Origin of the sequence: Agromyces soli, assembly GCF_022811605.1 — a bacterium.
GTDB lineage: Bacteria > Actinomycetota > Actinomycetes > Actinomycetales > Microbacteriaceae > Agromyces > Agromyces soli.
In genome coordinates this window covers 2,308,403-2,331,543 of record NZ_CP094533.1, presented here as the reverse complement: position 1 = coordinate 2,331,543, position 23,141 = coordinate 2,308,403, and the positions used below count along the sequence as shown (strand labels likewise).

Sequence of the window (23,141 nt, the reverse complement as noted above, 5' to 3'; positions counted from 1 at the left end):
GGCGGCTGCGACACTGTCGGCATGGAGATCCTGCTGCTCATCATCGGCCTCCTCGTCGGCGCCGCCCTCGGGGGGCTCGCCACCTGGGTCCTGGCGTCGCGCCGGGCCGCCGGCAGCCCCGACGCCGCGCCGGCCGAAGACCCCGCGCTCGTCGAGGCGCGCCACGAGGCGCAGCTGGCCGCCCTGCAGGCCGAGCACGCGGCCGAGCGCTCCCGGCTGCTCGCCGACGAGCAGCGCGCGCAGGCCGAGCTGCGCGCCGAGCTCTCCGCGATCGAGGCGACCGCCGAGGGCCTCCGCGAGCAGATCCTGAGCGCCAGGCAGCAGTACCGCGAGATCGTCGAGCGCCATGAGCTCGAGCGGCGCGAGCGCGAGCAGCGCGAGGCCGCCGACAGCAAGGTGCTCCAGGCGCTCGCGCCCGTCAAGCAGACCCTCACCGAGATGCAGAGCAAGGTCACCGCGCTCGAGACGCAGCGGCACCAGCAGCACGGCGAGCTCAGCCAGCAGCTGAAGATCGCCGCCGAGAACGAGGAGCGGCTCCGCTCCACGGCCGAGTCCCTCGCCTCGGCGCTGCGCTCGAACAGCACCCGTGGCGTCTGGGGCGAGACGCAGCTGCGCAGCGTGGTCGAGGCCGCGGGGCTCATCGAGCGCGTCGATTTCGACACCCAGCACTCGGTCACCACCGACGCCGGCGCCGGCCGCCCCGACATGGTCATCCACCTGCCTGGCGGCAAGCACATCGCCGTCGACGCCAAGGTGCCGTTCAACGCCTACCTCGAGGCGAGCCAGATCCCGGCGACCGCGACCGGCGCCGATGCCGGCCGCCGCGAGAGCCTCATGAAGAACCACGTGAAGGCCGTGCGCGACCACATCACCGCGCTCGGCGGCAAGACCTACTGGGAGGGCCTCGGCGCCTCCCCCGAGATGGTCATCGCGTTCATCCCGAGCGAGTCGCTCATCTCGAGCGCGCTCGAGGCCGACCCGTCGCTGCTCGAGTTCGCCTTCTCGAAGCGGGTCGCCCTCGCCTCGCCCGTCACGCTCTGGTCGGTGCTGAAGACCGTCGCGTTCAGCTGGCAGCAGGACGTGCTCACGAAGGAGGCGAAGACGCTCTTCGACCTCAGCCGCGAGCTCTACGGCCGCCTCGCCACCACCGCCGGGCAGATCGAGAAGCTCGGCCGCACCATCGAGCGCACCGTGAAGGACTACAACACCTTCGTCGGCTCGCTCGAGTCGCGCGTGCTGCCGACCGCCCGCAAGCTCAAGGCGCTCGACGAGACGAAGGTGCTCGCCACCCTCGAGGGCATCGAAGAGAGCCCGCGCGAGCTGACCGCGTACGAGTTCACCACGGCGATCCCCGCCGAGCGCGACGCCGGCGAGCGCGCCGGCGACGTCGCCGACGCCGAGGTGCTCGAGTCGCCCGCGGCACCCGCCGCCGCAGCGGCCGACGAACTCGACGTCTTCGCCGACATCGATGCCGGCATCCGGGCTCGGCTCGGCGACGACGACTGAGTCGGGCGAGGCCCGCCGCTCAGCCGCCGTCAGCCGCGCAGCACGCTGAGCACGTTGTCGGACGGGTCGCGGAACCAGCAGATGTCCGGCCCCATCCCCGACTCCCGGCCGTGCGCGATCCCGCGCTCGTCGGTGCCGTAATCCTGCTCGCCGGAGTAGATCTTCGTCACCACGCCGGCCGCGTTCAGCGCATCGACGGCGGCGTCGACGTCGTCGACCTCGAAGTTCAGGATCGTGAACGGCGCCGGACTGTGGTCCGGCTTGCCGTAGACGAACACCGACTGCCCGGACGGCAGGGCGAAGCGGAAGCCGCCCATCGCCTCGACCGCCTCGAGCCCCAGCACGTCGCGGTAGAAGGCGAGCGCCGCCTCGACATCCCGCACGGCGAAGCCCGGGAACGCATCGCGAATCTCGATCACGGCAACCTCCTCGATCGGTCCAGGGCACAGCCTGGCACGCGAACAGGGTCGCGTCGAGGGGCTGGACTCAGTCCTCGTCGAGCCACTTCGAGGCGAGGTGCTCCGCCTGCACGCGACGCAGCGTGCCCGACTTCGAGCGCAGCACGACCGACTCCGTCGTGATGTAGTCGCCCTCGCGCTTCACCCCCGCGACGAGCGCGCCGTCGGTCACGCCGGTCGCGACGAAGAAGGTGTTGTCGCCGCGCACCATGTCCTCGAGCTCGAGCACCGCGTCGACGTCGAGCCCCGCCGCCGCGCCGCGGGCGCGCTCCTCGTCGTCCTTCGGCGCGAGGCGGCCCTGCATGAAGCCGCCGAGCGCCTTCACCGCGCACGCGGTCGTGATGCCCTCGGGGCTGCCGCCGATGCCGACGCACATGTCGATGCGCGAGTCGTGCCGGGCCGCGTTGATGCCGCCCGCGACGTCGCCGTCGAGGATGAGCCGGGTGCCGGCGCCCGCGGCGCGGATGTCGGCGATCAGCTGCTCGTGGCGCGGGCGGTCGAGCACGGCGACGCGCACGTCGGCGACGTCCTTGCCGATCGCGGCGGCGTACGCACGGATGTTCTCGCCGATGGGCTTGCGGATGTCGACGACGCCGCGGCCCGCCGGGCCGGTGACGATCTTGTCCATGTAGAAGACGCTGGAGGCGTCGAGCATCGTGCCCCGGTCCGAGACCGCCAGCACCGACAGTGCGTGCGAACGGCCCGCCGCGGTCAGCGAGGTGCCGTCGATCGGGTCGACCGCGATGTCGCAGGCGGGGCCGTTGCCGGAGCCGACCCGCTCCCCGTTGAAGAGCATCGGGGCTTCGTCCTTCTCGCCCTCGCCGATCACGATGACGCCATCGAAGTCGACCGTCGCGAGGAAGGCCCGCATGGCGTCGACCGCGGCGCCGTCCGCCGCGTTCTTGTCGCCCTTGCCGATCCACGGAACCGCCCGGATCGCCGCCGCCTCCGTCGCCCGCACGAGCTCCAGCGCGAGGTTGCGGTCGGGGTGGTGGAACAGGCTGGCTTCGTTGCTCATGAGGGGGTCCTCCAGGACGCATCTGCGCCGCGGATCGTCTCACGGCGCGCCGATCGGCGGTGTTCCCGCCACCACGAGCCTAACGAGCCGCCGCGAAACCCGACGCGGTTTGGGCGTGCACGGCCGTGCAATTTCGCCCGTTCTTAACCGCCCGGCAAGTCCATCCGCCCGTGTCGTCCCGAGGCGGCCGACCACCACGCCACCCGGACCCCGCCGGCACGATCCTCGGCGCCTGGCAGTTCGACGCCGATCTCGCACGGGGTGACGGCGGCCACGACGACCTCGGCCGGCCCTGCGCAGAGCAGCTCGAGTGAGATCACCCGCCGCGGGTCGACGACGTCCGCCCCGAGGGCGCTTCGGATCCGCTCCGCCTCGCGCCGGGACTGCGGGGCGAAGCGGGCGAGCATCGATCCGCCGAGCGCGCGGGCCGCGCCCGCGACGATGACCCCCTCCGGGGCGCCGCCGATGCCGAGGACGGCGTCGAGCGGCCCCTCGCCGAAGGGCCCGGCATCGGCGGCCGCCAATGCTCCGGCTCGCACCGATCCGTCGCGCGCTCCCCCGTGCAGCGCCCGCAGGCTGCGTTCCACTTCACCGTGCTCGAAGGCGACGAGTTCGGCGCCGCTCGCCCGCACCGCCTCGGCGTGGCCGCGATTGCGCGGGCGCTCCTGCACGGCGATGCGCACCTCGGCCGCCGGGACGCCGCGCAGCTCGGCCGCCCGCGCCACGAGTGCGGGGACCGCCGCGAGGAGCTCGCCGGCCGGGGCATCCGCCGCTCCGAGGCCCGGCACCCAGGTGACGAGCTTGTCGAGGTAGTGCGCCGGCCCGATGTGCAGGAAGCCGTCGCGGGCGGTCGCCGCAGCCACGGCCATCGCGCCCGGTCGCCCGGCCGCCGCGAGCCGGGTGCCGTCCACGGGATCGACCGCGAGGTCGACGGCGACGCCGCCGCGGCCGAAGCGCTCGCCCGGGCTCAGCATGGGCGCCTCGTCCTTCTCGCCCTCGCCGACGACGACGCGCCCCTCGACCGGCGCCGAGGCGAGCGCCCCGCGCATGGCCGCGACCGCCGCCCCGTCGAGCGCGTCGCCGTCGCCCCCGCCGACGAGCGGGAGACAGCCGGCCGCCGCGGCGACGACCGCGGCGACGAGGGGGTCCGTCAGATCAGCGACATCGAGCGAAACGATCACGCCATCATCCTGGCCGACCCCCGCGCACCCCTGGGCGCGACGCGCGAACTCGGTAGACTCGAGCCGATCCCGCTGTCGTCACGAAGGAGCCTCCATGCCCATCGCAACTCCCGAGCAGTACGCCGAGATGCTCGACACCGCCAAGGCCAAGGGCTTCGCCTTCCCGGCCTTCAACGTCTCGAGCTCGCAGACGCTGAACGCGGTGCTGCAGGGTCTCACCGAGGCGGGCTCCGACGGTATCATCCAGGTCACCACCGGCGGTGCCGACTACTTCGCCGGGCACACCGTGAAGGCCCGCGCCACCGGCGCCCTCGCCTTCGCGCGCTTCGCGCACGAGGTCGCCAAGTCCTACCCGGTCACCGTGGCGCTGCACACCGACCACTGCCCGAAGCCGGCCCTCGCCGACTTCGTGTTCCCCCTGCTCGAGGCCTCCGAGGAGGCCGTGAAGGCCGGCGGCAACCCGATCTTCCAGTCGCACATGTGGGACGGCTCGGCCGTGCCCCTCGACGAGAACCTCGAGATCGCGAAGGAGATCCTGCCGCGCATGAAGGCGATCAACGCGATCCTCGAGGTCGAGATCGGCGTCGTCGGCGGCGAGGAGGACGGCGTCAAGCACGAGGGCTCGAACGAGGCGCTCTACACGACCCTCGAGGACGCGATCTCGACCGTCGAGGCGCTCGGCCTCGGCGAGCAGGGCCGGTACATGGCCGCCCTCACCTTCGGCAACGTGCACGGCGTCTACGCGCCCGGCAACGTGAAGCTGCGTCCCGCGCTGCTGAAGGAGATCCAGGACGGCCTCGCCGCCAAGTACGGCACCGGCCCGAAGCCGCTCGACCTCGTCTTCCACGGCGGCTCCGGCTCGACCGACGCCGAGATCGCCGAGGCGGTCGCGAACGGCGTCGTGAAGATGAACATCGACACCGACACCCAGTACGCGTTCACCCGCTCGATCGCGGGCTACATGTTCCAGAACTACGACGGCGTGCTCAAGGTCGACGGCGGCGTCGGCAACAAGAAGCAGTACGACCCGCGCGCCTGGGGCAAGGTGGCCGAGTCGGCGATGGCCGTCCGCGTCGGCGAGTCGACCCGTCAGCTCGGCTCCGCCGGCCAGTCGATCAGCGCCTAAGGCCGAGATGACGAACGACGAGGCCGCACGTCCAGAGACGCCGGAGCCGGGCACCCCGACTCCCCCGTCTCTGGACGAGCGGCCTCGTCCTCGCTACGGCGAGTACGCGCCCCCCGGCTGGAGCTGGCAGCCGCCCGAGGCGGCCGAGCCGAGCGCGCCCGCCGCGCCTGCGCGCCCCGAGGCATCCGCCCCGCTGCCGCCGCAGCCGACGCCGGCGGATGCCTCGGCGGCCGCCCCGGCCCGTCGCGCACCCGGCTGGGACCGGATCCTCACGATCGGCCTGCTCGCCTTCGGCGCGTTCGGCGCCTGGAACTCGGCCGCATCGCTGCAGGAGATCCCCCGGCAGATGCAGCTGAGCTACGACCTCATGGGCGTCGGCACGTTCACCCCGCCCGAGTGGCTGCCCACGCTCGTGCTCGTCGGCACGATCATCCAGCTCGCCCTCTACGCCGTCGTGCTGGGCCTGTCGGTCCTCCGTCTGCGCGCGGGGCGGCTCGCCTTCTGGATCCCGCTCGCCGGCGGCGCGGCCTCCTTCGTCGTGACGCTCGTGCTGCTGTCGATCGTGATGCTGAACGACCCCACGTACGTCGACTTCGTCACCGGGGTCACCACCCCGACGCCGAGCCCGACCCCGTAAGCCTCCGCGTCAGGAGGCCACCGCCTCCTCCGCGTCGTCCTCGAGCGGTGCGGCGAACTGCGCCTCGTAGAGCCGGGCGTACGCCCCGCCCGCCGCGAGCAGCTCGCTGTGCGTGCCCTGCTCGACGATGTGGCCGGCCTCCATCACGAGGATGAGGTCGGCGTCGCGGATCGTCGACAGCCGGTGCGCGATGACGAAGCTCGTGCGGTCGGCCCGCAGGGCGTTCATCGCGTGCTGCAGCAGCAGCTCGGTGCGGGTGTCGACCGAGCTCGTCGCCTCGTCGAGGATGAGCACCGAGGGCTGCGCGAGGAACGCCCGGGCGATCGTCACGAGCTGCCGCTCGCCGGCCGAGAGGTTCGACGCCTCGTCGTCCAGCACGGTGTCGTAGCCGTCGGGCAGCGAGCGCACGAAGCGATCCACGTACGTCGCGCGGGCGGCGTCGAGGATCTCCTCCTCCGTGGCATCCGGCCGGCCGTAGGCGATGTTGTCGCGGATGGTGCCGGCGAACAGCCAGGTGTCCTGCAGCACCATGCCCATGCGGCCGCGAAGCTCGTCGCGGGTCATCTTCGTGACGTCGACGCCGTCGAGGGTGATCCGCCCGCCGTCGAGCTCGTAGAAGCGCATGATCAGGTTCACGAGCGTCGTCTTGCCCGCGCCGGTCGGGCCGACGATCGCGATCGACTGCCCGGGCTCCGCGACGAGCGAGAGGTCCTCGATGAGGGGCTTCTCGGGGTCGTAGGAGAACGAGACGTCCTCGAAGACGAGCCGGCCGGACTCCTCGGCGGGCGTCTCCGGCTCGACGGGGTCGGGCACCTGCTCCTCGGCGTCCAGCAGCTCGAAGACCCGCTCGGCGCTCGCGACGCCGGACTGCAGCAGATTCGCCATCGCGCCCAGCTGGCTGAGCGGCTGGGTGAACTGCCGGGAGTACTGGATGAACGCCTGCACGTCGCCGAGGGAGATCGAACCGCCCGAGACCATGAGCCCGCCGACGACGGCGATGACGACGTAGACGAGGTTCCCGACGAACATCATGGCGGGCATGATGATGCCGCTCACGAACTGGGCGCCGAAGCTGGCCTGGTACAGCTCCTCGTTCTTCTCGTCGAAGGACTGCTCGACCTCCTTCCTGCGGCCGAAGACGCGCACCAGCGAGTGACCGGAGTAGGCCTCCTCGATGCGCGCGTTCAGCACGCCCGTGTGGGTCCACTGCGCCACGAACTGCTTCTGCGAGCGCTTCGCGATGACGGTCGTGATGAGCAGCGTCGCCGGGATCGTGACGAGCGCGATGAGGGCGAGCCAGGGCGAGATGACGAACATCATCACGAGCACGCCGACGACGGTGAGCAGCGAGGTGAGCAGCTGGCTCATCGTCTGCTGCAACGTCTGCGAGATGTTGTCGATGTCGTTCGTGACTCGGGAGAGCAGCTCGCCGCGCTGCATCTTGTCGAAGTACGACAGCGGCAGCCGGTGGATCTTCTCCTCGACCTCGCGGCGCAGCCGGTACACCGTGCGCTGCGTCACGCCGTTCAGCACGTAGGCCTGGGCCCAGCCGAACAGCGAGGACAGCACGTACAGGGCGAGCACCCAGAGCAGCACGGTCGCGACCGCGCCGAAGTCGATGCCCTGGCCCGGCGTGAGGTTGAGCGAGGACAGCAGGTCGGCCTGCTGGTCCTGCCCCTGCGCGCGCAGCCCCTCGACGACCTGCTCCTTGGTGGCGCCCGCGGGCAGCTGGGCCGAGAAGAAGCCCTCGAAGATGAGGTTCGTCGCCTGGCCGAGGATCTTCGGGCCGAGCACCGAGAACACGACGCTCACGATGCCGAGCAGGATGACGAACACGACGGGGCCGCGCTCGGGCGCGAGCCGCCCGACGAGGCGCTTCGCCGAGGGGCCGAAGTTCATCGACTTCTCGGCGGGCATGCCCATGCCGCCCATCGGTCCGCCGCCCATCGGGCCCCGGCGCACCGGGGTGCGGGGGGTCTTCGTCTCGCTCATGCCGCCTCCTCGACGCTCAGCTGGCTCTCGACGATCTCGCGGTACGGCTGCGATCGTTCGAGCAGTTCGGTGTGGGTGCCGCGGTCGACGATGCGACCGCCCTCGACGACGAGGATCTGGTCGGCGCCGGTGATCGTCGCGACGCGCTGGGCGACGACGATCATCGTGGCGTCGCCGACGGTGCGCTCGAGCGCAGCCCGCAGGCGCGCATCGGTCGCCGTGTCGAGCGCCGAGAACGAGTCGTCGAACAGGAACACGGCCGGCCGCTTGACGAGCGCGCGGGCGATCGAGAGCCGCTGGCGCTGTCCGCCGGACACGTTCGTGCCGCCCTGCGCGATCGGCGCCTCGAGCCGCTCCGGCATCGCCTCGACGAAGTCGCGGGCCTGCGCGGTCTCGAGCGCGGCCCAGAGCTCCTCGTCGCTCGCGTCGGGGTTGCCGTAGCGCAGCGTGGAGGCGACGGTGCCGGCGAAGAGGTAGGGCTTCTGCGGCACGAGTCCGAACTGCGCGTTCAGCACGTCGGGGTCGAGCTCGCGCACGTCGACGCCGCCGACGCGGACGCTGCCGGACGTCGAGTCGAAGAGTCGCGCGGCGAGGTTCACGATCGTCGTCTTGCCGGCGCCGGTGCTGCCGATGATCGCGGTCACTTCACCGGGCCGGGCGGTGAAACTCACCTCGCGCAGCACGGGCTCGTCGGCGCCGGGGTAGGCGAAGGTGACATCGCGGAACTCGACGGTGCCGGGCTCGCTGAGCTCGCTCACCGGGGCGGTCGGCTCGACCACGCTCGGCTCGGTCTCGAGGACCTCGCCGATGCGTCCGGCCGACACCGCGGCGCGCGGCAGCAGGAACGCGATCATCGTCGCCATCATCACGGCCATGAGGATCTGGATGAGGTAGCTGAGGAACGCGGTGAGCGAGCCGATCTGCATCGAGCCGTCCTCGACCCGGAACGCGCCGAACCAGAGCACGGCGATGCTCGACAGGTTCAGCACGAGCATGACGATCGGGAACACGAGCGCGAACAGCCGTCCCGCCTTCAGCGCGGTGTCGGTGAGCTGGTCGTTGGCCTCGTCGAAGCGCGCGCTCTCGACGCCCTCGCGGACGAAGGCGCGGATGACGCGGATGCCGGTGAGCTGCTCGCGCAGCACCCGGTTCACGTTGTCGATCTTGCGCTGCATCGACTGGAACAGCGGCACCATGCGGCTGATGATGAGCCCGACCGAGACGAGCAGCACCGGCACCGCGACGACCATGATCCAGGAGAGCTGCAGGTCCTCGCGGAGCGCCATGATGACACCGCCGATCGCGAGGATCGGGGCGGACACGAGGATCGTGCAGCTCATCAGCACGAGCATCTGCACCTGCTGCACGTCATTCGTCGAGCGGGTGATGAGGCTCGGTGCGCCGAAGCGGGACACCTCCTGCTCGGAGAAGTCGGAGACGCGGCGGAACACGGCGCGGCGGAGGTCGCGGCCGAGGGCCATCGCCGCGCGAGCGCCGAAGTACACGGCGGCGATCGCGCAGGCGACCTGCACGAGCGTGATCGCCAGCATGATCCCGCCGAGGCGGAAGATGACGCCGGTGTCGCCGGTCGCGACCCCGTCGTCGATGATGTCGGCGTTGAGGCTCGGCAGGTAGAGCGAGGCGATCGACTGTGCGAGTTGGAAGACGACGACGGCGACGAGGAACGGCCAGTAGGGCCGCAGATAGCGGCGAAGCAGGGTTACGAGCACGGCTCGCTCCTCTCGGTTGCGGGCAGGTCGGCGGGGACGGGTGAGGACGCAGCCGCTGCGGATGACGCAGCCGCTGCGCCCGGCGGATCGTGCGCGATGCCGCGGCAGACGAGGCTCGCGAGCTCGGCGGAGTCGAGCGAGATCGTGGAGCTGAAGTGCGGCAGGGCCGAGGGGAACGCGACGACCCGCACGAAGGCGAAGACGGTGGCGGGCGGCACCCGGAGGCGTTCGAGCTCGGGCGCGAGCAGCTCCGCGAAGATCGCGACGATCGCGTCGACATTGACGTCGACCGGCGGTCTCGGGTGCGTGCCGAGCGCCGCGAAGACGCCGAAGATGCCGGCGAAGCGGTCGTGGAAGCGGTCGATGATCATCCGCACCTTGAGCTCCAGCGGCAGAGCGGGGTCGATGCGGCGGAGCTCGGCGCGGAAGGGTCCCGGCTCGAGATAGGCCGCGACCGCGGCATCCACGATCGCGTCCTTGTTGCCGTAGACGCGGAAGAGCGTACCCTCGGCGACGCCCGCGGCCTCGGCGATCTGGCGGGTGGTGACGTCGCGTCCGTGCGCCATGAGCAGCGGCAGCGTCGCCCGGGCGATCGCCTCGCGGCGCTCGTCGACGGACATCGGCTTCGCCCGCCCTCTGCGGGTCTCGCTCGTCGTGGTCACGAGCGGGAGCCTACGCTGAGTGAGCGCTCACTCCAATCCTGTTCGCCCGAGGCGAAGCGGAGCGGACCGGCCGCCGCATGCGCTCAGCCGTTGGCGCGCGTGCGCCCGCCGAGGGCGCGCGCATCCCGATTTCCCGCCAGATCTTTGCGGAGCTCCTTCGGCAGCGAGAACATGAGGTCTTCCTCGGCCGTCTTCACCTCGGCGACCTCGCCGTAGCCCGCGTCGGCGAGCTCGAGGAGCACCTCTTTGACGAGCCCCTCCGGCACGGAGGCGCCGCTCGTGACGCCGACCGTGGCGACCCCGTCGAGCCACTCCTGCCGGATCTCGCTCGAGTAGTCGACGCGGTAGGCGGCCTTGGCGCCGTTCTCCAGCGCGACCTCGACGAGGCGAACGCTGTTGGACGAGTTCGCCGAGCCGACCACGATCACGAGCTCCGCCTCGGCGGCGACCTTCTTGATCGCGACCTGGCGGTTCTGCGTCGCGTAGCAGATGTCGTCGGACGGAGGGTCCTGCAGGTTCGGGAACCGCTCGCGCAGTCGCCGCACCGTCTCCATCGTCTCGTCGACCGAGAGCGTCGTCTGCGAGAGCCACACGACCTTGTCGGGGTCGCGCACCTCGATGTCGGGCACGTCGTCGGGGCTGTTCACGAGCGTGACGTGGTCGGGCGCCTCGCCCGCCGTGCCCTCGACCTCTTCGTGGCCCTCGTGGCCGATCAGCAGGATCTCGAAGTCGTCGCGGGCGAAGCGCACGGCCTCGCGGTGCACCTTCGTGACGAGCGGGCACGTCGCGTCGATCGCGTGCAGGCCGCGGTCGGCCGCGGCGTTGACCACTGCGGGCGAGACGCCGTGCGCGCTGAACACGATGTGCGCGCCCTCGGGCACCTCGTCGACCTCGTCGACGAAGATCGCGCCCTGCTTCTCGAGCTCGGTCACGACGTGGATGTTGTGCACGATCTGCTTGCGCACGTAGACGGGCGCGCCGTAGTGCTCGAGCGCCTTCTCGACGGCGATCACGGCGCGGTCGACGCCGGCGCAGTAGCCGCGGGGCGCGGCGAGCAGCACGCGCTTGGGTCGGCCGGCGGGGATATCCTTGAGCCGGCCTCGCACGCTCGGAATCCTCGGCATGCCGAGGCCGACCCGCGGGGCATCAATCGAGCTCGTCACGATGTCCATCCTACGGGGCCCAGGCTGACGAGCTCCCGGGAGGCAGAGTGACGCAGACGCCGGCGACGCGAGACGAGCCCTGGCCCGTCGCGCTCCTCTCCACGAAGGTCAAGGAGTGGATCGACCGGCTCGGAACGGTGTGGGTCGAGGGCGAGATCACCCAGTGGGGCGTCTCCGCCGGCAACGTCTACGGCAAGCTCAAGGACCTCGACCAGGCCGCCACGGTGTCGTTCACGCTCTGGTCGAGCGTGAAGGCCCGCCTGTCCGAGGACTTCAAACAGGGCGACCGGGTCGTCGCGCTGGTCAAGCCGAACTGGTGGGTGAAGGGCGGCAGCCTCACCTTCCAGGTCTTCGAGCTGAAGCACGTCGGCCTCGGCGACCTGCTCGAACGGCTCGAGCGCCTGCGCGCCCAGCTCGCCGCCGAGGGGCTGTTCGCGCTCGAACGCAAGCGCCGGCTGCCCTTCCTTCCCGGCGTCGTCGGGCTCGTGACCGGCAAGGACTCCGACGCAGAGAAGGACGTGCTGCGCAACGCCCGGCTGCGCTGGCCCGCGGTCGACTTCCGCGTGGTGCACGCCGCGGTGCAGGGCGATCGTGCCGTGGGCGAGGTCACCCGCGCGATCGAGCGCCTCGACGCCGACCCCGAGGTCGAGGTCATCATCGTGGCCCGCGGCGGCGGCGACTTCCAGAACCTGCTGCCGTTCAGCGACGAGCGCGTGGTGCGCGCCGCGGCGGCGGCCACGACGCCGATCGTGAGCGCGATCGGCCACGAGGCCGACCGGCCGCTCCTCGACGAGGTCGCCGATCTCCGCGCCTCGACGCCGACGGATGCCGCGAAGCGCGTCGTGCCCGACGTCGCCGAGGAGCTCGCCCGGGTGGGGCAGGCGCGCTCCCGCCTGACGATGCGCCTGCAGGGCTTCCTCGCCCACGAGATCGACCGCATCGGGCACCTGCGCTCCCGGCCCTCGCTCGCCGACGGCGGCTGGATCGTCGACCGCCGCGCCGAGGAACTCACCCGCTGGGTCGCCCGCGGCACCGAACTCGTCGACCGCCTCGTCGAACGGCAGGGGCACCGCCTCGGGGAGCTCCGCGGGCACCTTCGCGCCCTCTCCCCGCAGGCCACCCTCGACCGCGGCTACGCGATCGTGCAGGGCGCGGACGGGCACGTCGTGCGCGCCCCCGCTGCTGCCCCCGCGGGCGCCCGGCTCACGCTCACCCTCGCCGAGGGCACGGTCGCCGCGGTCTCCGAGGGGGCCGCGCCGGATGCCGCCGGTCGCGGCGAATAGAATGGCGGACATGCCCTCCTCCCCCGACATCGCCGAGCTCAGCTACGAGCAGGCGCGCGACGAGCTCGTGCGCGTGGTCGCCGAACTCGAGCAGGGCTCCGCGACGCTCGAGCAGTCGCTCGCGCTGTGGGAGCGCGGCGAGGCCCTCGCGGCGCGCTGCGAGGAGTGGCTGATCGGCGCGAAGGCCCGGCTCGACGCCGCCCGCGCCGGAGCGGGCGCCGAGGCATCCGCCGCGTCCACCGCGGAGGGCGGGGCCTGATGGCCGAGCGCACCCCGCGGGTCGTCGCCGAGCTCGGCCGTCCGGAGACGCCGGAGGAGACCGCCGCCCGCAAGGCCGAGAACTCCCGCAAGCACCGCCAGCGCCAGACGCTGCGCAACCTCGTGCTCGCGCTCGTGGCGAGCCTCGGCCTGATGCTCTTCATCGTGCTCATCGTGCCCCGCAGCAACACCGCGATCGAGCGCGACGTCGACGTTCCGGCCGTGGCCGAGCAGGCGCAGCCCGCGTTCTCGAACGACCTCGCCGTGCCCGTGCTGCCGGAGGGCTGGCGCGCGAACGCCGCCGAGATCCGCACCAGCAAGGCCGACCAGGTCACCGCCTGGTACGTCGGCTACCTCACGCCCGGCGACGAGTACATCGGCATGTCGCAGGCGGTCGGTGCGAATCCGAGCTGGGTCTCGACGCAGCTCGCCCGCACCCTGCCCGTCGGCACGACCGAGATCGCCGGCGTCGACTGGACGGTGTACGACAACCGCACGAGCGACGCCGATGTCGGCAACGCCCGCTACGGGCTCGTCGCCGAGGCCGGCGAGCAGACCATCATCCTGATCGGCACCGCCTCGCCCGAGGAGTTCGCCGAACTGGCCACGGCGCTCGCGCCGACCATCACGGCCCACGGCTCCGCCGGCTCCGAGTGACCGAGCCGGCGACCGCCACCGAACGAGAGGATCCCTCCGTGAAGAGCTCCACCCCGAAGACGCCCGCCGACACCTGGCGGGAACTGCGCGACGGCAACGCCCGGTTCGTCTCCGGCGCCCCGCTGCATCCGCGTCAGGACGTCGAGCGCCGCGCCTCGCTCGCGCACGCCCAGCGCCCGCTCGTCGCGATCTTCGGCTGCAGCGACTCGCGCCTCGCGGCGGAGATCATCTTCGACGTCGGCCTCGGCGACGCCTTCGTCGTGCGGAACGCGGGCCAGGTCGTCTCCGACTCGGCCCTCGGCTCGCTCGAGTACGCGGTGGGCGTGCTGAACGTGCCGCTCGTGCTCGTGCTCGCCCACGACGAGTGCGGCGCCGTGCGCGCCGCGATCGACTCGCAGGCCGCCGACGCGGCGCCGCTGCCCTCCTACATCGGCGGGCTGGTGTCGAAGATCGTCCCGGCCGTGCGCAAGGTCGCCGGCGTCGGGCCGGATGCCCCGCTCGAGCCCGCGCGCATCGACGCGGGGTACGTCGGTCGCGAGCACCTCCGCAACACCGTCACCGGCCTCGTCGAGTCCTCCGAGATGATCAGCGACGCGATCGCAGCGGGTACGCTGGCTATCGTCGGCGCGAACTACCGGCTCCTCGAGGGCCGGGTCGAGACCGACATCGTCGTCGGCGCGGTCTGACCGCCGACGCCAGCCGCCAGCCGGGCCCCGCCGGAGCGTCCGGCATCGCCGATCGAAAGGGAAACACATCGTGGTGGACAACGCCGCCGACTACCGCATCGAGCACGACACGATGGGTGAGGTGAGGGTTCCCGCGAAGGCCCTGTACCGCGCCCAGACGCAGCGCGCCGTCGAGAACTTCCCGATCTCCGGCAGCGGCCTCGAGCCCGCGCAGATCGCCGCGCTCGCCCGCATCAAGAAGTCGGCCGCCCAGGCCAACGCGAAGCTCGGCGTGCTCGAGCAGGACCTCGCCGAGGCGATCGTCGCCGCCGCCGACGAGGTCATCGCCGGCCGTCACGGCTTCGTCGAGCACTTCCCGGTCGACGTCTACCAGACCGGCTCTGGCACGAGCTCAAACATGAACATGAACGAGGTGCTCGCCACGCTCGCGACCGAGAAGCTCGGCCGCCCGGTGCACCCGAACGACCACATCAACGCCTCGCAGTCCTCGAACGACGTGTTCCCGACCTCGGTGCACATCGCCGTCACGGCCGCGCTCATCGACGAGCTCATCCCCTCGCTCGACCACCTCGCCGTGTCCCTCGAGGCGAAGGCCGCCGAGTGGGCCGGGGTCGTGAAGGCCGGCCGCACGCACCTGATGGACGCCACGCCGGTGACCCTCGGCCAGGAGTTCGGCGGCTACGCCCGCCAGATCCGGCTCGGCATCGAGCGCGTGCGCACGGCACTCCCCCGCGTCGCGGAGGTCCCGCTCGGTGGCACCGCCGTCGGCACCGGCATCAACACCCCCGCGGGCTTCCCGCAGCTCGTCATCGAGCTCCTCCAGCAGGAGACCGAGCTGCCGATCACGGAGGCCGCCGACCACTTCGAGGCGCAGGCGAACCGCGACGGCCTCGTCGACGCCTCGGGCGCGCTGCGCACCATCGCGGTGAGCCTCACCAAGATCTGCAACGACCTGCGCTGGATGGGCTCCGGCCCGAACACCGGCCTCGGCGAGCTGCACATCCCCGACCTGCAGCCGGGCTCCTCGATCATGCCGGGCAAGGTGAACCCCGTCGTCCCGGAGGCCGTGCTCATGGTCTGCGCGCGCGTCATCGGCAACGACGCGACCGTCGCCTGGGGCGGCGCCTCGGGCTCGTTCGAGCTCAACGTGCAGATCCCGGTGATGGGCACCGCACTGCTCGAGTCGATCCGGCTGCTCTCGAACTCGGTGCGCGTGCTCGCCGACAAGACCGTCGACGGACTGCAGGCGAACACCGAGCGCGCGACCGCCCTCGCCGGCATGTCGCCGTCGATCGTGACCCCGCTGAACAAGCTCATCGGTTACGAGGCCGCAGCGAAGATCGCGAAGCACTCGGTGGCCAAGGGCATCACGGTGCGCGAGGCCGTCATCGACCTCGGCTACGTGGAGCGCGGTGAGCTGAGCGAGGCCCAGCTCGACGAGGCCCTCGACCTGCTCTCCATGACGCGCCCGCCGCAGGCGAAGTAGCACTCAGTCCTCGGATGCCCCGTGCCGCTCGTCGGCGCGGGGCATCCGTCGTTCCGGCTCGGCCCGGCTGGGTCGGTCGGCGCCGGCTCAGCCGGCGGCCGCCTCGACGGGCGCCGTGGTGTGCGGGATGATCCGCAGGCACGCCGCGACGCCCGCCACCGTGGCCGCGGCCGTGAGCACAGGCCCGCTGACCGCGGCGTCGCCGCCCGAGGTCATGAACGCGTCGGCGAGCGACATGCCGAGACTGAAGCCCGCGACGAACACCCCGAAACCGAGCGCGGCGAGCCCGGCGAGCGCGGTGCGGGCCACCCGGCGCTCGTCGAGGTTGCGCAGCGGTCCGCGGTTGCCGAAGGTCGCGACCGCGAGGAGCACCAGGACGAGCGGCGCCCAGCTCGCCGCCCACACGAGCGCGAACCCGACGCCGACCGCCGGGAACTCACCGCGAGCCGCCAGTTCGGCATAGATCTCGCGCAGCTCCAGGCCGGGAACCTTCGCCATCGGGTTCCACACGACGAGGTGCAGCACGGCGACGACGAGCGCCGCGAGCAGCGTCGCCGCCGCCAACAGGGCCGAACGCCGGACACCGAGCCGCGCAGGAATGCCGGGGACGGTGCGACGCAGGGCGGGGTCGCGCGCGATCGGCCAGGCCACCGCGATCACGGTGACGCCGAGTCCCGCGACGAAGCCGAGCAGCAGCCCGAAGCCGAGCGCGAACACGCCGAGCAGGACGAGCACGACCGCCGCGCCGGCGAGCGCGATCCCCGCGGCGAGCAGCCAGCCGAGCCACGCCCGACGCACGGGCAGCAGCGTCCGCAGGCCGATGGTCGCCGAGAGCGCGCCGAACGCGGCGGCGGCGAGGGCGAGGGCTGCGAGCCCGGTCGAGAGGACGCTCGCGAGCGGTGCCGGGAGCAGCTCGCCCGGGATGAGCCATCCGCCGTTCATCAGCACCAGCGCCGCCGCGAACCACGCCGCCGCCCAGCGCAGCCGGCGGAGCCCCAGCTCGGCCGGAGCGAGCGCGAAGGCCGCCGGTGTTCGCGGCGTGCCGAGGGCGGTGCGGTACGCCCCGCGAACGATCGCGGCGCGCGGGACGTCGAGCTCCTCGGCGTCGCGCAGCGAGCCGAGCCACTCCTCCCGGTAGCGCGGCCGGAGCCCGTCTGGGAGCAACAGCAGGGCCCCGCGCAGCCAGCGCTCGGCGCTCACGCGACGGCCCCGGCCCGCACGACCCCGCTCGCCGGGCGGACGCCCGCGGTGGCCGCTCGCCGGGCGATTCGGTGCGCGATCGCCTGCGCTGCGGCCGCGCGCCCCTCGCCGGTGAGGCGGTAGAGCCGGCGTCGCGGCCCGGGACGATCGGTGTCGGCCTCCCACTCGGACTCGAGCCAGCCCGCCCGTTCGAGCCGTTCGAGCAGCGGATAGACCGTGCCCGCGGGCCGGCCGGAGCGCTTCACGAGAGCGAGGCCCCAGATGGCTTCGTCAGCGCCGAGCAGCGACTCGAGCACGTCGACGGTGGCGTCGGTGATCCGGAGAGACGTCATGGCCAAACTCTAGCTATATCGAGATAGCACGGCAACGCCCAATGAACGGCTGCATCGAGGCCGCAGGGGCGCGCAGCGGAGTAGCGTTGCGGCATGGATCACGGAGGCACCCCCGTCACCGACCGCGCCGAGCTCGAAGCCCTCGTCGGCACGCCACTCCCGGCCGCGAAGGCGAAGGAGCGCACGAGCCTACACGAACTCGATCGGGCGTTCCTCGCGGCATCCCCGCTCTGCTTCATCGCGACGGCGGATGCCTCGGGCGCCGCCGACGTCTCCCCCAAAGGTGATCCGGCCGGCTTCGCGATCGTGCTGGACGACACGACGATCGCGCTCCCGGAGCGCCCGGGCAACCGGCGCGCCGACGGCTTCCACAACGTGCTCGAGAACCCGAACGTCGGGCTCGTCTTCGTCATCCCCGGCCGCGGCGACACCCTGCGCGTGAACGGCCGGGCCCGCGTGCTGCGCGACGTCCCCTATGCGGATCGGATGGCCGTGCGCGGGCACGTGCCGACGCTCGTGCTCGAGGTCGCCGTCGAGCAGGTGTTCTTCCACTGCTCGAAGGCGTTCCTGCGCTCGAAGGCCTGGGACGCCGCCAGCTGGACGCCCGACGCCGCGCCCCGCCGCGCCGTCATCGCCCAGGCGCTCGAGCGGCCGGGCGAGTCCGTCGCCGCGCTCGAGGAGTACTACGGCCCGAGCTACGCCGATCGTATGTACTGATCCCCCAGCTCCCCGGCCCGCGAAGCGGCCCGGAGCCGAAGCCCCGGGCCGCCGCGTCGCACCGGCTACGCGAGCTCGTTGCCGTCGAGCATCTCCGAGACGAGCGCCGCGATGGCGCTGCGTTCGCTGCGGGTGAGCGTGATGTGGCCGAACAGCGAATGCCCCTTCAACGTCTCGATCACCGAGGCGACGCCGTCGTGCCGGCCGACCCGCAGGTTGTCCCGCTGGGCGACGTCGTGCGTCATCACGACCCGCGAGTTCTGACCGATCCGGCTGAGCACCGTGAGCAGCACGTTCCGTTCGAGCGACTGCGCCTCGTCGACGATCACGAAGGCGTCGTGCAGCGAACGCCCGCGGATGTGGGTGAGCGGCAGTACCTCGAGGATCCCCCGTTCGACGACCTCGTCGAGCACGTTCTGCGAGACGAGCGCGCCGAGGGTGTCGAACACCGCCTGCCCCCACGGGTTCATCTTCTCGCCCTGGTCGCCGGGCAGGTACCCGAGCTCCTGGCCGCCGACCGCGTAGAGCGGGCGGAACACCATGATCTTCTTGTGCTGCTGGCGCTCGAGCACCGCCTCGAGCCCGGCGCAGAGCGCGAGCGCCGACTTGCCGGTGCCCGCTCGACCGCCGAGCGAGAGGATACCGACCTCCGAGTCGAGCAGCAGGTCGATCGCGAGCCGCTGCTCTGCCGAACGGCCGTGCACGCCGAACACCTCGCGGTCGCCGCGCACGAGTCGCACCTCGCGCTCCCCCACGACCCGGCCGAGCGCCGATCCGCGGTCCGAGTGCAGCACGAGCCCGGTGTTGATCGGCATCCCCTCCACCGTGCTCGTCGTGAGCGTCTCGCGCTCGTACAGCCGCGCCATGTCGTTCGAGCCGAGCGTGATCTCGGCCATGCCGCTCCAGCCGGAATCGATGGCGAGCTCGTGCCGGTACTCCTGCGCGTCGAGGCCGATCGAGGCGGCCTTCACCCGGAGCGGCAGGTCTTTGGAGACGACCGTCACCGGCACCCCGTCGGCCTGGAGGTTCGCCGCGCAGGCGAGGATGCGGGAGTCGTTGTCGCCGAGCTGCAGTCCGCTCGGCAGCACCGAGGGGTTCGAGTGATTCAGCTCGACGCGCAGCGAGCCGCCCTCGCCGACCGGGATCGGGAAGTCGAGCCGCTCGTGCTCGATCCGCAGCTCGTCGAGCAGCCGCAGCGATTGCCGTGCGAAGTAGCCGATCTCGGGGTCGTTGCGCTTCGCCTCGAGCTCGGTGATGACCACCACGGGCAGCACCACCGCGTGTTCGTGGAAGTTGAAGAGCGCCCGGGGATCGCTCAGCAGCACCGAGGTGTCGAGGACGTACGTGCGCTCGGCCTGTGCGAGCTTCTCGTGCTCCGCCTCCGCGTCGCGCGCCTTCGCACGCCCAGCGGAACGACCGACCGATTCAGGAGTAACCGATGACGCCACAACCGCTCCCGCCCCGAGCATTTCGCTCGGATCACGCGCCGGCCGGCGATCCTCCTACGAGCGGTCACGAGCCGACTCGAACAGGTGATTTACCCGTTGAGGCGAAGCTACGACCGTTTCGCGGGAACCCTGGAAGCGACACGCGGACGGATATCGGGCGTTCACCTTCGCCGCCCGCGGTCGCCCCCGCTCCGCGCCCCCGCTGCTGCCCCCGCTGCCGGCCCCCTTCCACAACTCAGGAAGCATCGAATCGGCATCCGCACCGATCCAGGGATGCCGCAACGCCACGTCTGCCATAACCGGCAGATGTTCCTGAGTTGTGTGAGGGAGGAAGGGTCAGTAGCTGGCGGCGGTGGCGTAGGAGACGAGCGCGTCGCGCAGCATGCCGAGCGTCTCCTCGGTGGTGCCCGCGTGCACGCTGAGTCGCACCCGCCCCTGCCGGCTCGTCGCGGTGACGCCGTGGTTGTGCAGCGACGCGGAGAGGATCGTCGCCTGCTCGGCCAGCGGTTCGAGGACGACGATGCCGGCGCGCTCGTGCTCGTCACGGGACGAGGACACGGCGATGGCGAACTCGTCGGCGAGCTCGATCACCCGGCTCACGCGCTCCGCGATCGCCGCGTTCACCTGCGGCACGCCGACGCGGGCGAGCTGCTCGAGCACGACGGCGAAGCGGGCCTCCGCGATCGGATCCGGGTTCGTCACCCGGAACGCCCTGGCCGACGACGCCGGCGGTGGCACCTCGCCCCAGGGCTCGTCCTCCTCCGTGCCGGTGAAGCCGGAGAAGACGGGCGTCAGTCGGTCCAGCGCGCGCTCGCTGAGCGCGAGGAAGCCCGTGCCCCAGCCCGCGCGGCACCACTTCTGGCCGCCGGTCGCGACGACGTCGGCGAGCGCCCACGGGGCGTCGACGACGCCGAAGCCCTGGATCGCGTCGACGATGAGGAGCCGATCGCCGATGACCTGGCGGATGCCCTCGAGATCGCACAGATAGCCGGTGCGGGAGTCGACGAGGCTGACCGCGACCGCCTTCACGCTCGGGTCGAGCTGCTCGCGGATTCGCGCCGGGGTGACCTTGCCGTGATCGGTCTCGAGCCACACGGGAGTGATCGCGTGCAGCGCCTCCTGGGCCCGCACGGCCGCGATGGGCAGGCTCGGGAACTCGCCCGCCGAGAGCAGCACGCCACCCGTGAGCCCGAACATCGCGTGCATGAGGCCCTGGGTCGTGTTGGGCTGCGCCACGATCTGCTCGCTCGGCAGACCGAGGAGCGCGGATGCGGCGTTGCGCACCCGGGCGTCCTGCTCGCGCATGACGTCGAGGCTGCCGTGCCTGGCCCGGGCGAGCACCTGCGCGAGCGCCAGCGTCTCCTCCGCCGCGACGGAGGCGATCGGGCCGATCCGACCGTAGTCGAGATAGCCCGGCTCCTCCGTGAATCCGGCGGCGTACTCCTCGATGCTCATGGGCCCCTTCCGCAAGTCCAGCACTGAGGATAGCGCTCGGAGAGCGAACAGCGCTCGTACCGACCGGCCGGACGGCTCGGCCGCTCGCACCGGATCGGCTCGGGGCGGTTCAGCCGCCGAAGCGCCGGTGCCGCTTGGCGTAGTCGCGAAGGGCCCGGAGGAAGTCGACCTTGCGCAGATCGGGCCCGAGCGCCTCGACGAAGTAGAACTCGCTGTGCGCCGACTGCCAGAGCATGAAGTCGCTGAGCCGCTGCTCGCCCGAGGTGCGGATCACGAGGTCGGGGTCCGGCTGGCCGCCGGTGTAGAGGTGCTCGCCGATGAGGTCGGGCGTGAGCCGCTCGGCGAGGTCCTCGAGGCTGCGGCCCTCCGCGTGGTGGGCGGCGACGATCGCCCGCATCGCATCGGTGATCTCGGTGCGCCCGCCGTACCCGACGGCGAGGTTCACGTGCAGGCCGCGCTTGTCGGCGGTGCGGTGCTCGGCGGCGTCGAGCGCCGCGACGAGCGGCGCGGGGAGCCCGGCATCGCTGCCGACGTGCTGCACCCGCCAGTCCCGGTAGTGGCTGAGCTCCTCGGCGAGCTCCGCGATGATCTCGATGAGGTCGGCCAGCTCGTCGGGGGCGCGGTTGCTGAGGTTGTCGCTCGAGAGCAGATAGAGGGTGACGACGCGGATGCCGAGGTCGTCGCACCACTCCAGGAACTCGCGCATCTTCGCCGCGCCGGCCCGATGCCCGTGCGCCGCGGTGTCGTAGCCGAGCTGCTTCGCCCAGCGCCGGTTGCCGTCGATGATCATCGCGACGTGCCGCGGCACCGACCCGGGACCGAGGCCCCGCTGCAGGCGCCGTTGATACATCCGGTAGAGGAGACCGCGACCAAGGGACCGATCGCTGTTCTGCACCCGACTACGCTACCCCCACAGGGGGTCGACACTCACAGCGGATCGTGATGGGCCACGCCCTACGCTTGGCTCATGACCCCCACCGACGCGCGCGAGCCCGAAGACGTCGCCGAGCGGCTCGAGCACCCGCTCGCCGAGCTCGACGCCTCCGACGCCGCAGTCGCCCGCGACGAGGGCCGCGGCCCCGAGCTGCCGAACATCCCGCTGCTCGATGCCTCGCTCGCCAACCCGGCCGAACTGAAGCCGAGCTGGCGCGGCTGGATCCACGCGGGCACGTTTCCGGTCACCATCGCGGCGGGCATCGTGCTCATCACGCTCGCTCACGGCGCCCCGGCGAAGTGGGCCTCGGCCGTGTTCATGCTCACCTCGATGCTGCTGTTCGGCAACTCGGCGCTCTACCACCGCTTCAACTGGAAGCCGCGCACGAAGGTCATCCTGAAGCGCATCGACCACGCGAACATCTTCCTGCTGATCGCGGGCACCTACACGCCGCTCGCGGTGCTCGCGCTGCCGCCCGAGAAGGGCTTCGTGCTGCTCGCGATCGTCTGGGCGGGCGCCCTGCTCGGCATCGGCTTCCGCGTCTTCTGGATCACGGCGCCGCGCTGGCTCTACGTGCCGCTCTACCTGCTGCTCGGCTGGGCCGCGGTCATGTACCTCGCCGACCTGCTCGCCGCGAACGTCGCGATGATGGTGCTCGTGATCGTCGGCGGCGTGCTCTACACGATCGGCGCGGTCGTCTACGGCATCAAGCGGCCGAACCCGTGGCCCGGGCACTTCGGCTTCCACGAGATCTTCCACGTGTGCACGGTGCTGGCCTTCATGTGCCACTGGACCGCGACGCTGCTGATCGCGCTCGCGCCCGCCTACAACGCGGGCTGACTCGGCGGTCGCGCGGTCAGTCGCGCTTCGCGGCGCCGGGCTCGGCGGGATCCGCCGGCGCGGCGTCCTCCGAGGCGCCGGCGGCCGTCGGCTCGCCCGCGTCGCTCGACTCGGCGGCGCCCTCGGACTCGGCCTCGGCGGCGCGCTCCTCGGCGTCGAGCTGCTCCTGCACCTGCGCACGGTAGTTCGTGCGGCGGATGCGGCGGGTCATGTCGAGGATCAGCAGCAGCACCGCGATCATCACGAGGAACGTGACGACGAAGCCCATGACGCCGGGCGTCACCGTGTTCGGGTCGAACTCCTCCTTCTCTGCCGCGACGACGGCGGCGGAGAGCGCGGAAACGGCGGAGGACAGGAACATCGGGATCCCTT

23 protein-coding genes are annotated in these 23,141 nt (G+C 71.8%); 10 read left to right on the top strand and 13 right to left on the bottom strand.

All coding sequences use genetic code 11. The annotated features are described in order from the left end of the window. Positions 1–21 precede the first annotated feature (21 nt). Complete coding sequence (locus MTP13_RS11185) at positions 22–1,506, top strand: DNA recombination protein RmuC (protein WP_243567836.1); 1,485 nt, start codon at positions 22–24, stop codon at positions 1,504–1,506. A 29-nt stretch (positions 1,507–1,535) separates the two neighbouring features. On the opposite strand, the gene MTP13_RS11180 is transcribed toward MTP13_RS11185, so the two are convergent. From MTP13_RS11180 to MTP13_RS11170, 3 genes are all read right to left on the bottom strand, one after another. After that, complete coding sequence (locus tag MTP13_RS11180; protein ID WP_243567835.1) at positions 1,536–1,925, bottom strand: VOC family protein; 390 nt, start codon at positions 1,923–1,925, stop codon at positions 1,536–1,538. Positions 1,926–1,992: 67 nt separating this feature from the next. After that, on the bottom strand, positions 1,993–2,982 hold the full coding sequence (gene glpX / locus MTP13_RS11175) for a class II fructose-bisphosphatase (protein WP_189084517.1): 990 nt from the start codon (positions 2,980–2,982) through the stop codon (positions 1,993–1,995). A 143-nt stretch (positions 2,983–3,125) separates the two neighbouring features. After that, a complete protein-coding gene (locus tag MTP13_RS11170) occupies positions 3,126–4,163 on the bottom strand; it encodes a fructose-bisphosphatase class II (RefSeq protein WP_243567834.1) in 1,038 nt (345 codons plus the stop codon). Between the two features lie 94 nt (positions 4,164–4,257). Between MTP13_RS11170 and fbaA the strand changes: the two genes are divergently transcribed. Both fbaA and MTP13_RS11160 read left to right on the top strand, forming a co-directional pair. Then, positions 4,258–5,289: a class II fructose-bisphosphate aldolase gene (fbaA, locus tag MTP13_RS11165; protein WP_243567833.1), complete on the top strand. Its 1,032-nt coding sequence runs from the start codon at positions 4,258–4,260 to the stop codon at positions 5,287–5,289. A gap of 7 nt (positions 5,290–5,296) precedes the next feature. After that, on the top strand, positions 5,297–5,926 hold the full coding sequence (locus tag MTP13_RS11160; RefSeq protein WP_243567832.1) for a DUF6264 family protein: 630 nt from the start codon (positions 5,297–5,299) through the stop codon (positions 5,924–5,926). Between the two features lie 9 nt (positions 5,927–5,935). On the opposite strand, the gene MTP13_RS11155 is transcribed toward MTP13_RS11160, so the two are convergent. The 4 genes from MTP13_RS11155 to MTP13_RS11140 form a co-directional block, all read right to left on the bottom strand. After that, complete coding sequence (locus MTP13_RS11155) at positions 5,936–7,918, bottom strand: ABC transporter ATP-binding protein (protein WP_279399726.1); 1,983 nt, start codon at positions 7,916–7,918, stop codon at positions 5,936–5,938. After that, complete coding sequence (locus tag MTP13_RS11150) at positions 7,915–9,648, bottom strand: ABC transporter ATP-binding protein (protein WP_243567831.1); 1,734 nt, start codon at positions 9,646–9,648, stop codon at positions 7,915–7,917. Before MTP13_RS11150 ends, MTP13_RS11155 begins: the two co-directional genes overlap by 4 nt. After that, positions 9,639–10,310: a TetR/AcrR family transcriptional regulator gene (locus tag MTP13_RS11145; protein ID WP_243567830.1), complete on the bottom strand. Its 672-nt coding sequence runs from the start codon at positions 10,308–10,310 to the stop codon at positions 9,639–9,641. Before MTP13_RS11145 ends, MTP13_RS11150 begins: the two co-directional genes overlap by 10 nt. Before the next feature lie 83 nt (positions 10,311–10,393). Further along, a complete protein-coding gene (locus tag MTP13_RS11140) occupies positions 10,394–11,434 on the bottom strand; it encodes a 4-hydroxy-3-methylbut-2-enyl diphosphate reductase (RefSeq protein ID WP_189085112.1) in 1,041 nt (346 codons plus the stop codon). Positions 11,435–11,520: 86 nt separating this feature from the next. Here MTP13_RS11140 and xseA point away from each other — a divergent pair, with 86 nt between their 5' ends. From xseA to MTP13_RS11115, 5 genes are all read left to right on the top strand, one after another. Further along, positions 11,521–12,756 carry an exodeoxyribonuclease VII large subunit gene (xseA, locus tag MTP13_RS11135; RefSeq protein ID WP_243567829.1) on the top strand — a complete coding sequence of 412 codons (1,236 nt, stop codon included), beginning with the start codon at positions 11,521–11,523 and terminating at the stop codon, positions 12,754–12,756. 10 nt (positions 12,757–12,766) lie between these two features. After that, positions 12,767–13,015, top strand: coding sequence for an exodeoxyribonuclease VII small subunit (locus MTP13_RS11130; protein WP_424221773.1), 249 nt, complete (start codon positions 12,767–12,769; stop codon positions 13,013–13,015). Beyond that, complete coding sequence (locus tag MTP13_RS11125; RefSeq protein ID WP_243567827.1) at positions 13,015–13,671, top strand: DUF4245 domain-containing protein; 657 nt, start codon at positions 13,015–13,017, stop codon at positions 13,669–13,671. Before MTP13_RS11130 ends, MTP13_RS11125 begins: the two co-directional genes overlap by 1 nt. A 38-nt stretch (positions 13,672–13,709) precedes the next feature. Beyond that, positions 13,710–14,357, top strand: a complete 648-nt coding sequence (locus tag MTP13_RS11120; RefSeq protein ID WP_243567826.1) for a carbonic anhydrase — start codon at positions 13,710–13,712, stop codon at positions 14,355–14,357. A gap of 112 nt (positions 14,358–14,469) precedes the next feature. Next, positions 14,470–15,843, top strand: coding sequence for a class II fumarate hydratase (locus tag MTP13_RS11115; RefSeq protein WP_243570809.1), 1,374 nt, complete (start codon positions 14,470–14,472; stop codon positions 15,841–15,843). Positions 15,844–15,930: 87 nt separating this feature from the next. Here the strand turns inward: MTP13_RS11115 and MTP13_RS11110 are convergent, their stop codons facing one another. Both MTP13_RS11110 and MTP13_RS11105 read right to left on the bottom strand, forming a co-directional pair. Further along, the gene (locus tag MTP13_RS11110; protein ID WP_243567825.1) at positions 15,931–17,043 is read right to left on the bottom strand and encodes a hypothetical protein; all 1,113 of its coding nucleotides are present in this window, start codon (positions 17,041–17,043) and stop codon (positions 15,931–15,933) included. Beyond that, entirely contained in the window at positions 17,040–17,375 is a 336-nt protein-coding gene (locus MTP13_RS11105) for a PadR family transcriptional regulator (protein WP_243567824.1), read from the bottom strand. The genes MTP13_RS11110 and MTP13_RS11105 overlap by 4 nt, the downstream gene beginning before the upstream one ends. Positions 17,376–17,468: 93 nt before the next feature. Here MTP13_RS11105 and MTP13_RS11100 point away from each other — a divergent pair, with 93 nt between their 5' ends. Continuing rightward, positions 17,469–18,092 (top strand): pyridoxamine 5'-phosphate oxidase family protein, encoded by a 624-nt coding sequence (locus MTP13_RS11100; RefSeq protein WP_243567823.1) that lies wholly within the window; start codon positions 17,469–17,471, stop codon positions 18,090–18,092. A gap of 65 nt (positions 18,093–18,157) precedes the next feature. Here MTP13_RS11100 and MTP13_RS11095 read toward each other — a convergent pair whose 3' ends face one another. From MTP13_RS11095 to MTP13_RS11085, 3 genes are all read right to left on the bottom strand, one after another. After that, a complete protein-coding gene (locus tag MTP13_RS11095; protein WP_424221772.1) occupies positions 18,158–19,540 on the bottom strand; it encodes an RNA 5'-3' helicase PhoH2 in 1,383 nt (460 codons plus the stop codon). 336 nt (positions 19,541–19,876) lie between these two features. Then, positions 19,877–20,995: an aminotransferase class V-fold PLP-dependent enzyme gene (locus tag MTP13_RS11090; RefSeq protein ID WP_243567821.1), complete on the bottom strand. Its 1,119-nt coding sequence runs from the start codon at positions 20,993–20,995 to the stop codon at positions 19,877–19,879. A 109-nt stretch (positions 20,996–21,104) separates the two neighbouring features. Next, complete coding sequence (locus tag MTP13_RS11085; protein ID WP_243567820.1) at positions 21,105–21,845, bottom strand: isoprenyl transferase; 741 nt, start codon at positions 21,843–21,845, stop codon at positions 21,105–21,107. A gap of 117 nt (positions 21,846–21,962) precedes the next feature. On the opposite strand from MTP13_RS11085, the gene trhA reads away from it, so the two are divergent. Beyond that, positions 21,963–22,769 carry a PAQR family membrane homeostasis protein TrhA gene (gene trhA / locus MTP13_RS11080; RefSeq protein ID WP_243567819.1) on the top strand — a complete coding sequence of 269 codons (807 nt, stop codon included), beginning with the start codon at positions 21,963–21,965 and terminating at the stop codon, positions 22,767–22,769. A gap of 16 nt (positions 22,770–22,785) precedes the next feature. On the opposite strand, the gene MTP13_RS11075 is transcribed toward trhA, so the two are convergent. Continuing rightward, positions 22,786–23,130: a hypothetical protein gene (locus MTP13_RS11075; protein WP_243567818.1), complete on the bottom strand. Its 345-nt coding sequence runs from the start codon at positions 23,128–23,130 to the stop codon at positions 22,786–22,788. Positions 23,131–23,141 lie beyond the last annotated feature (11 nt).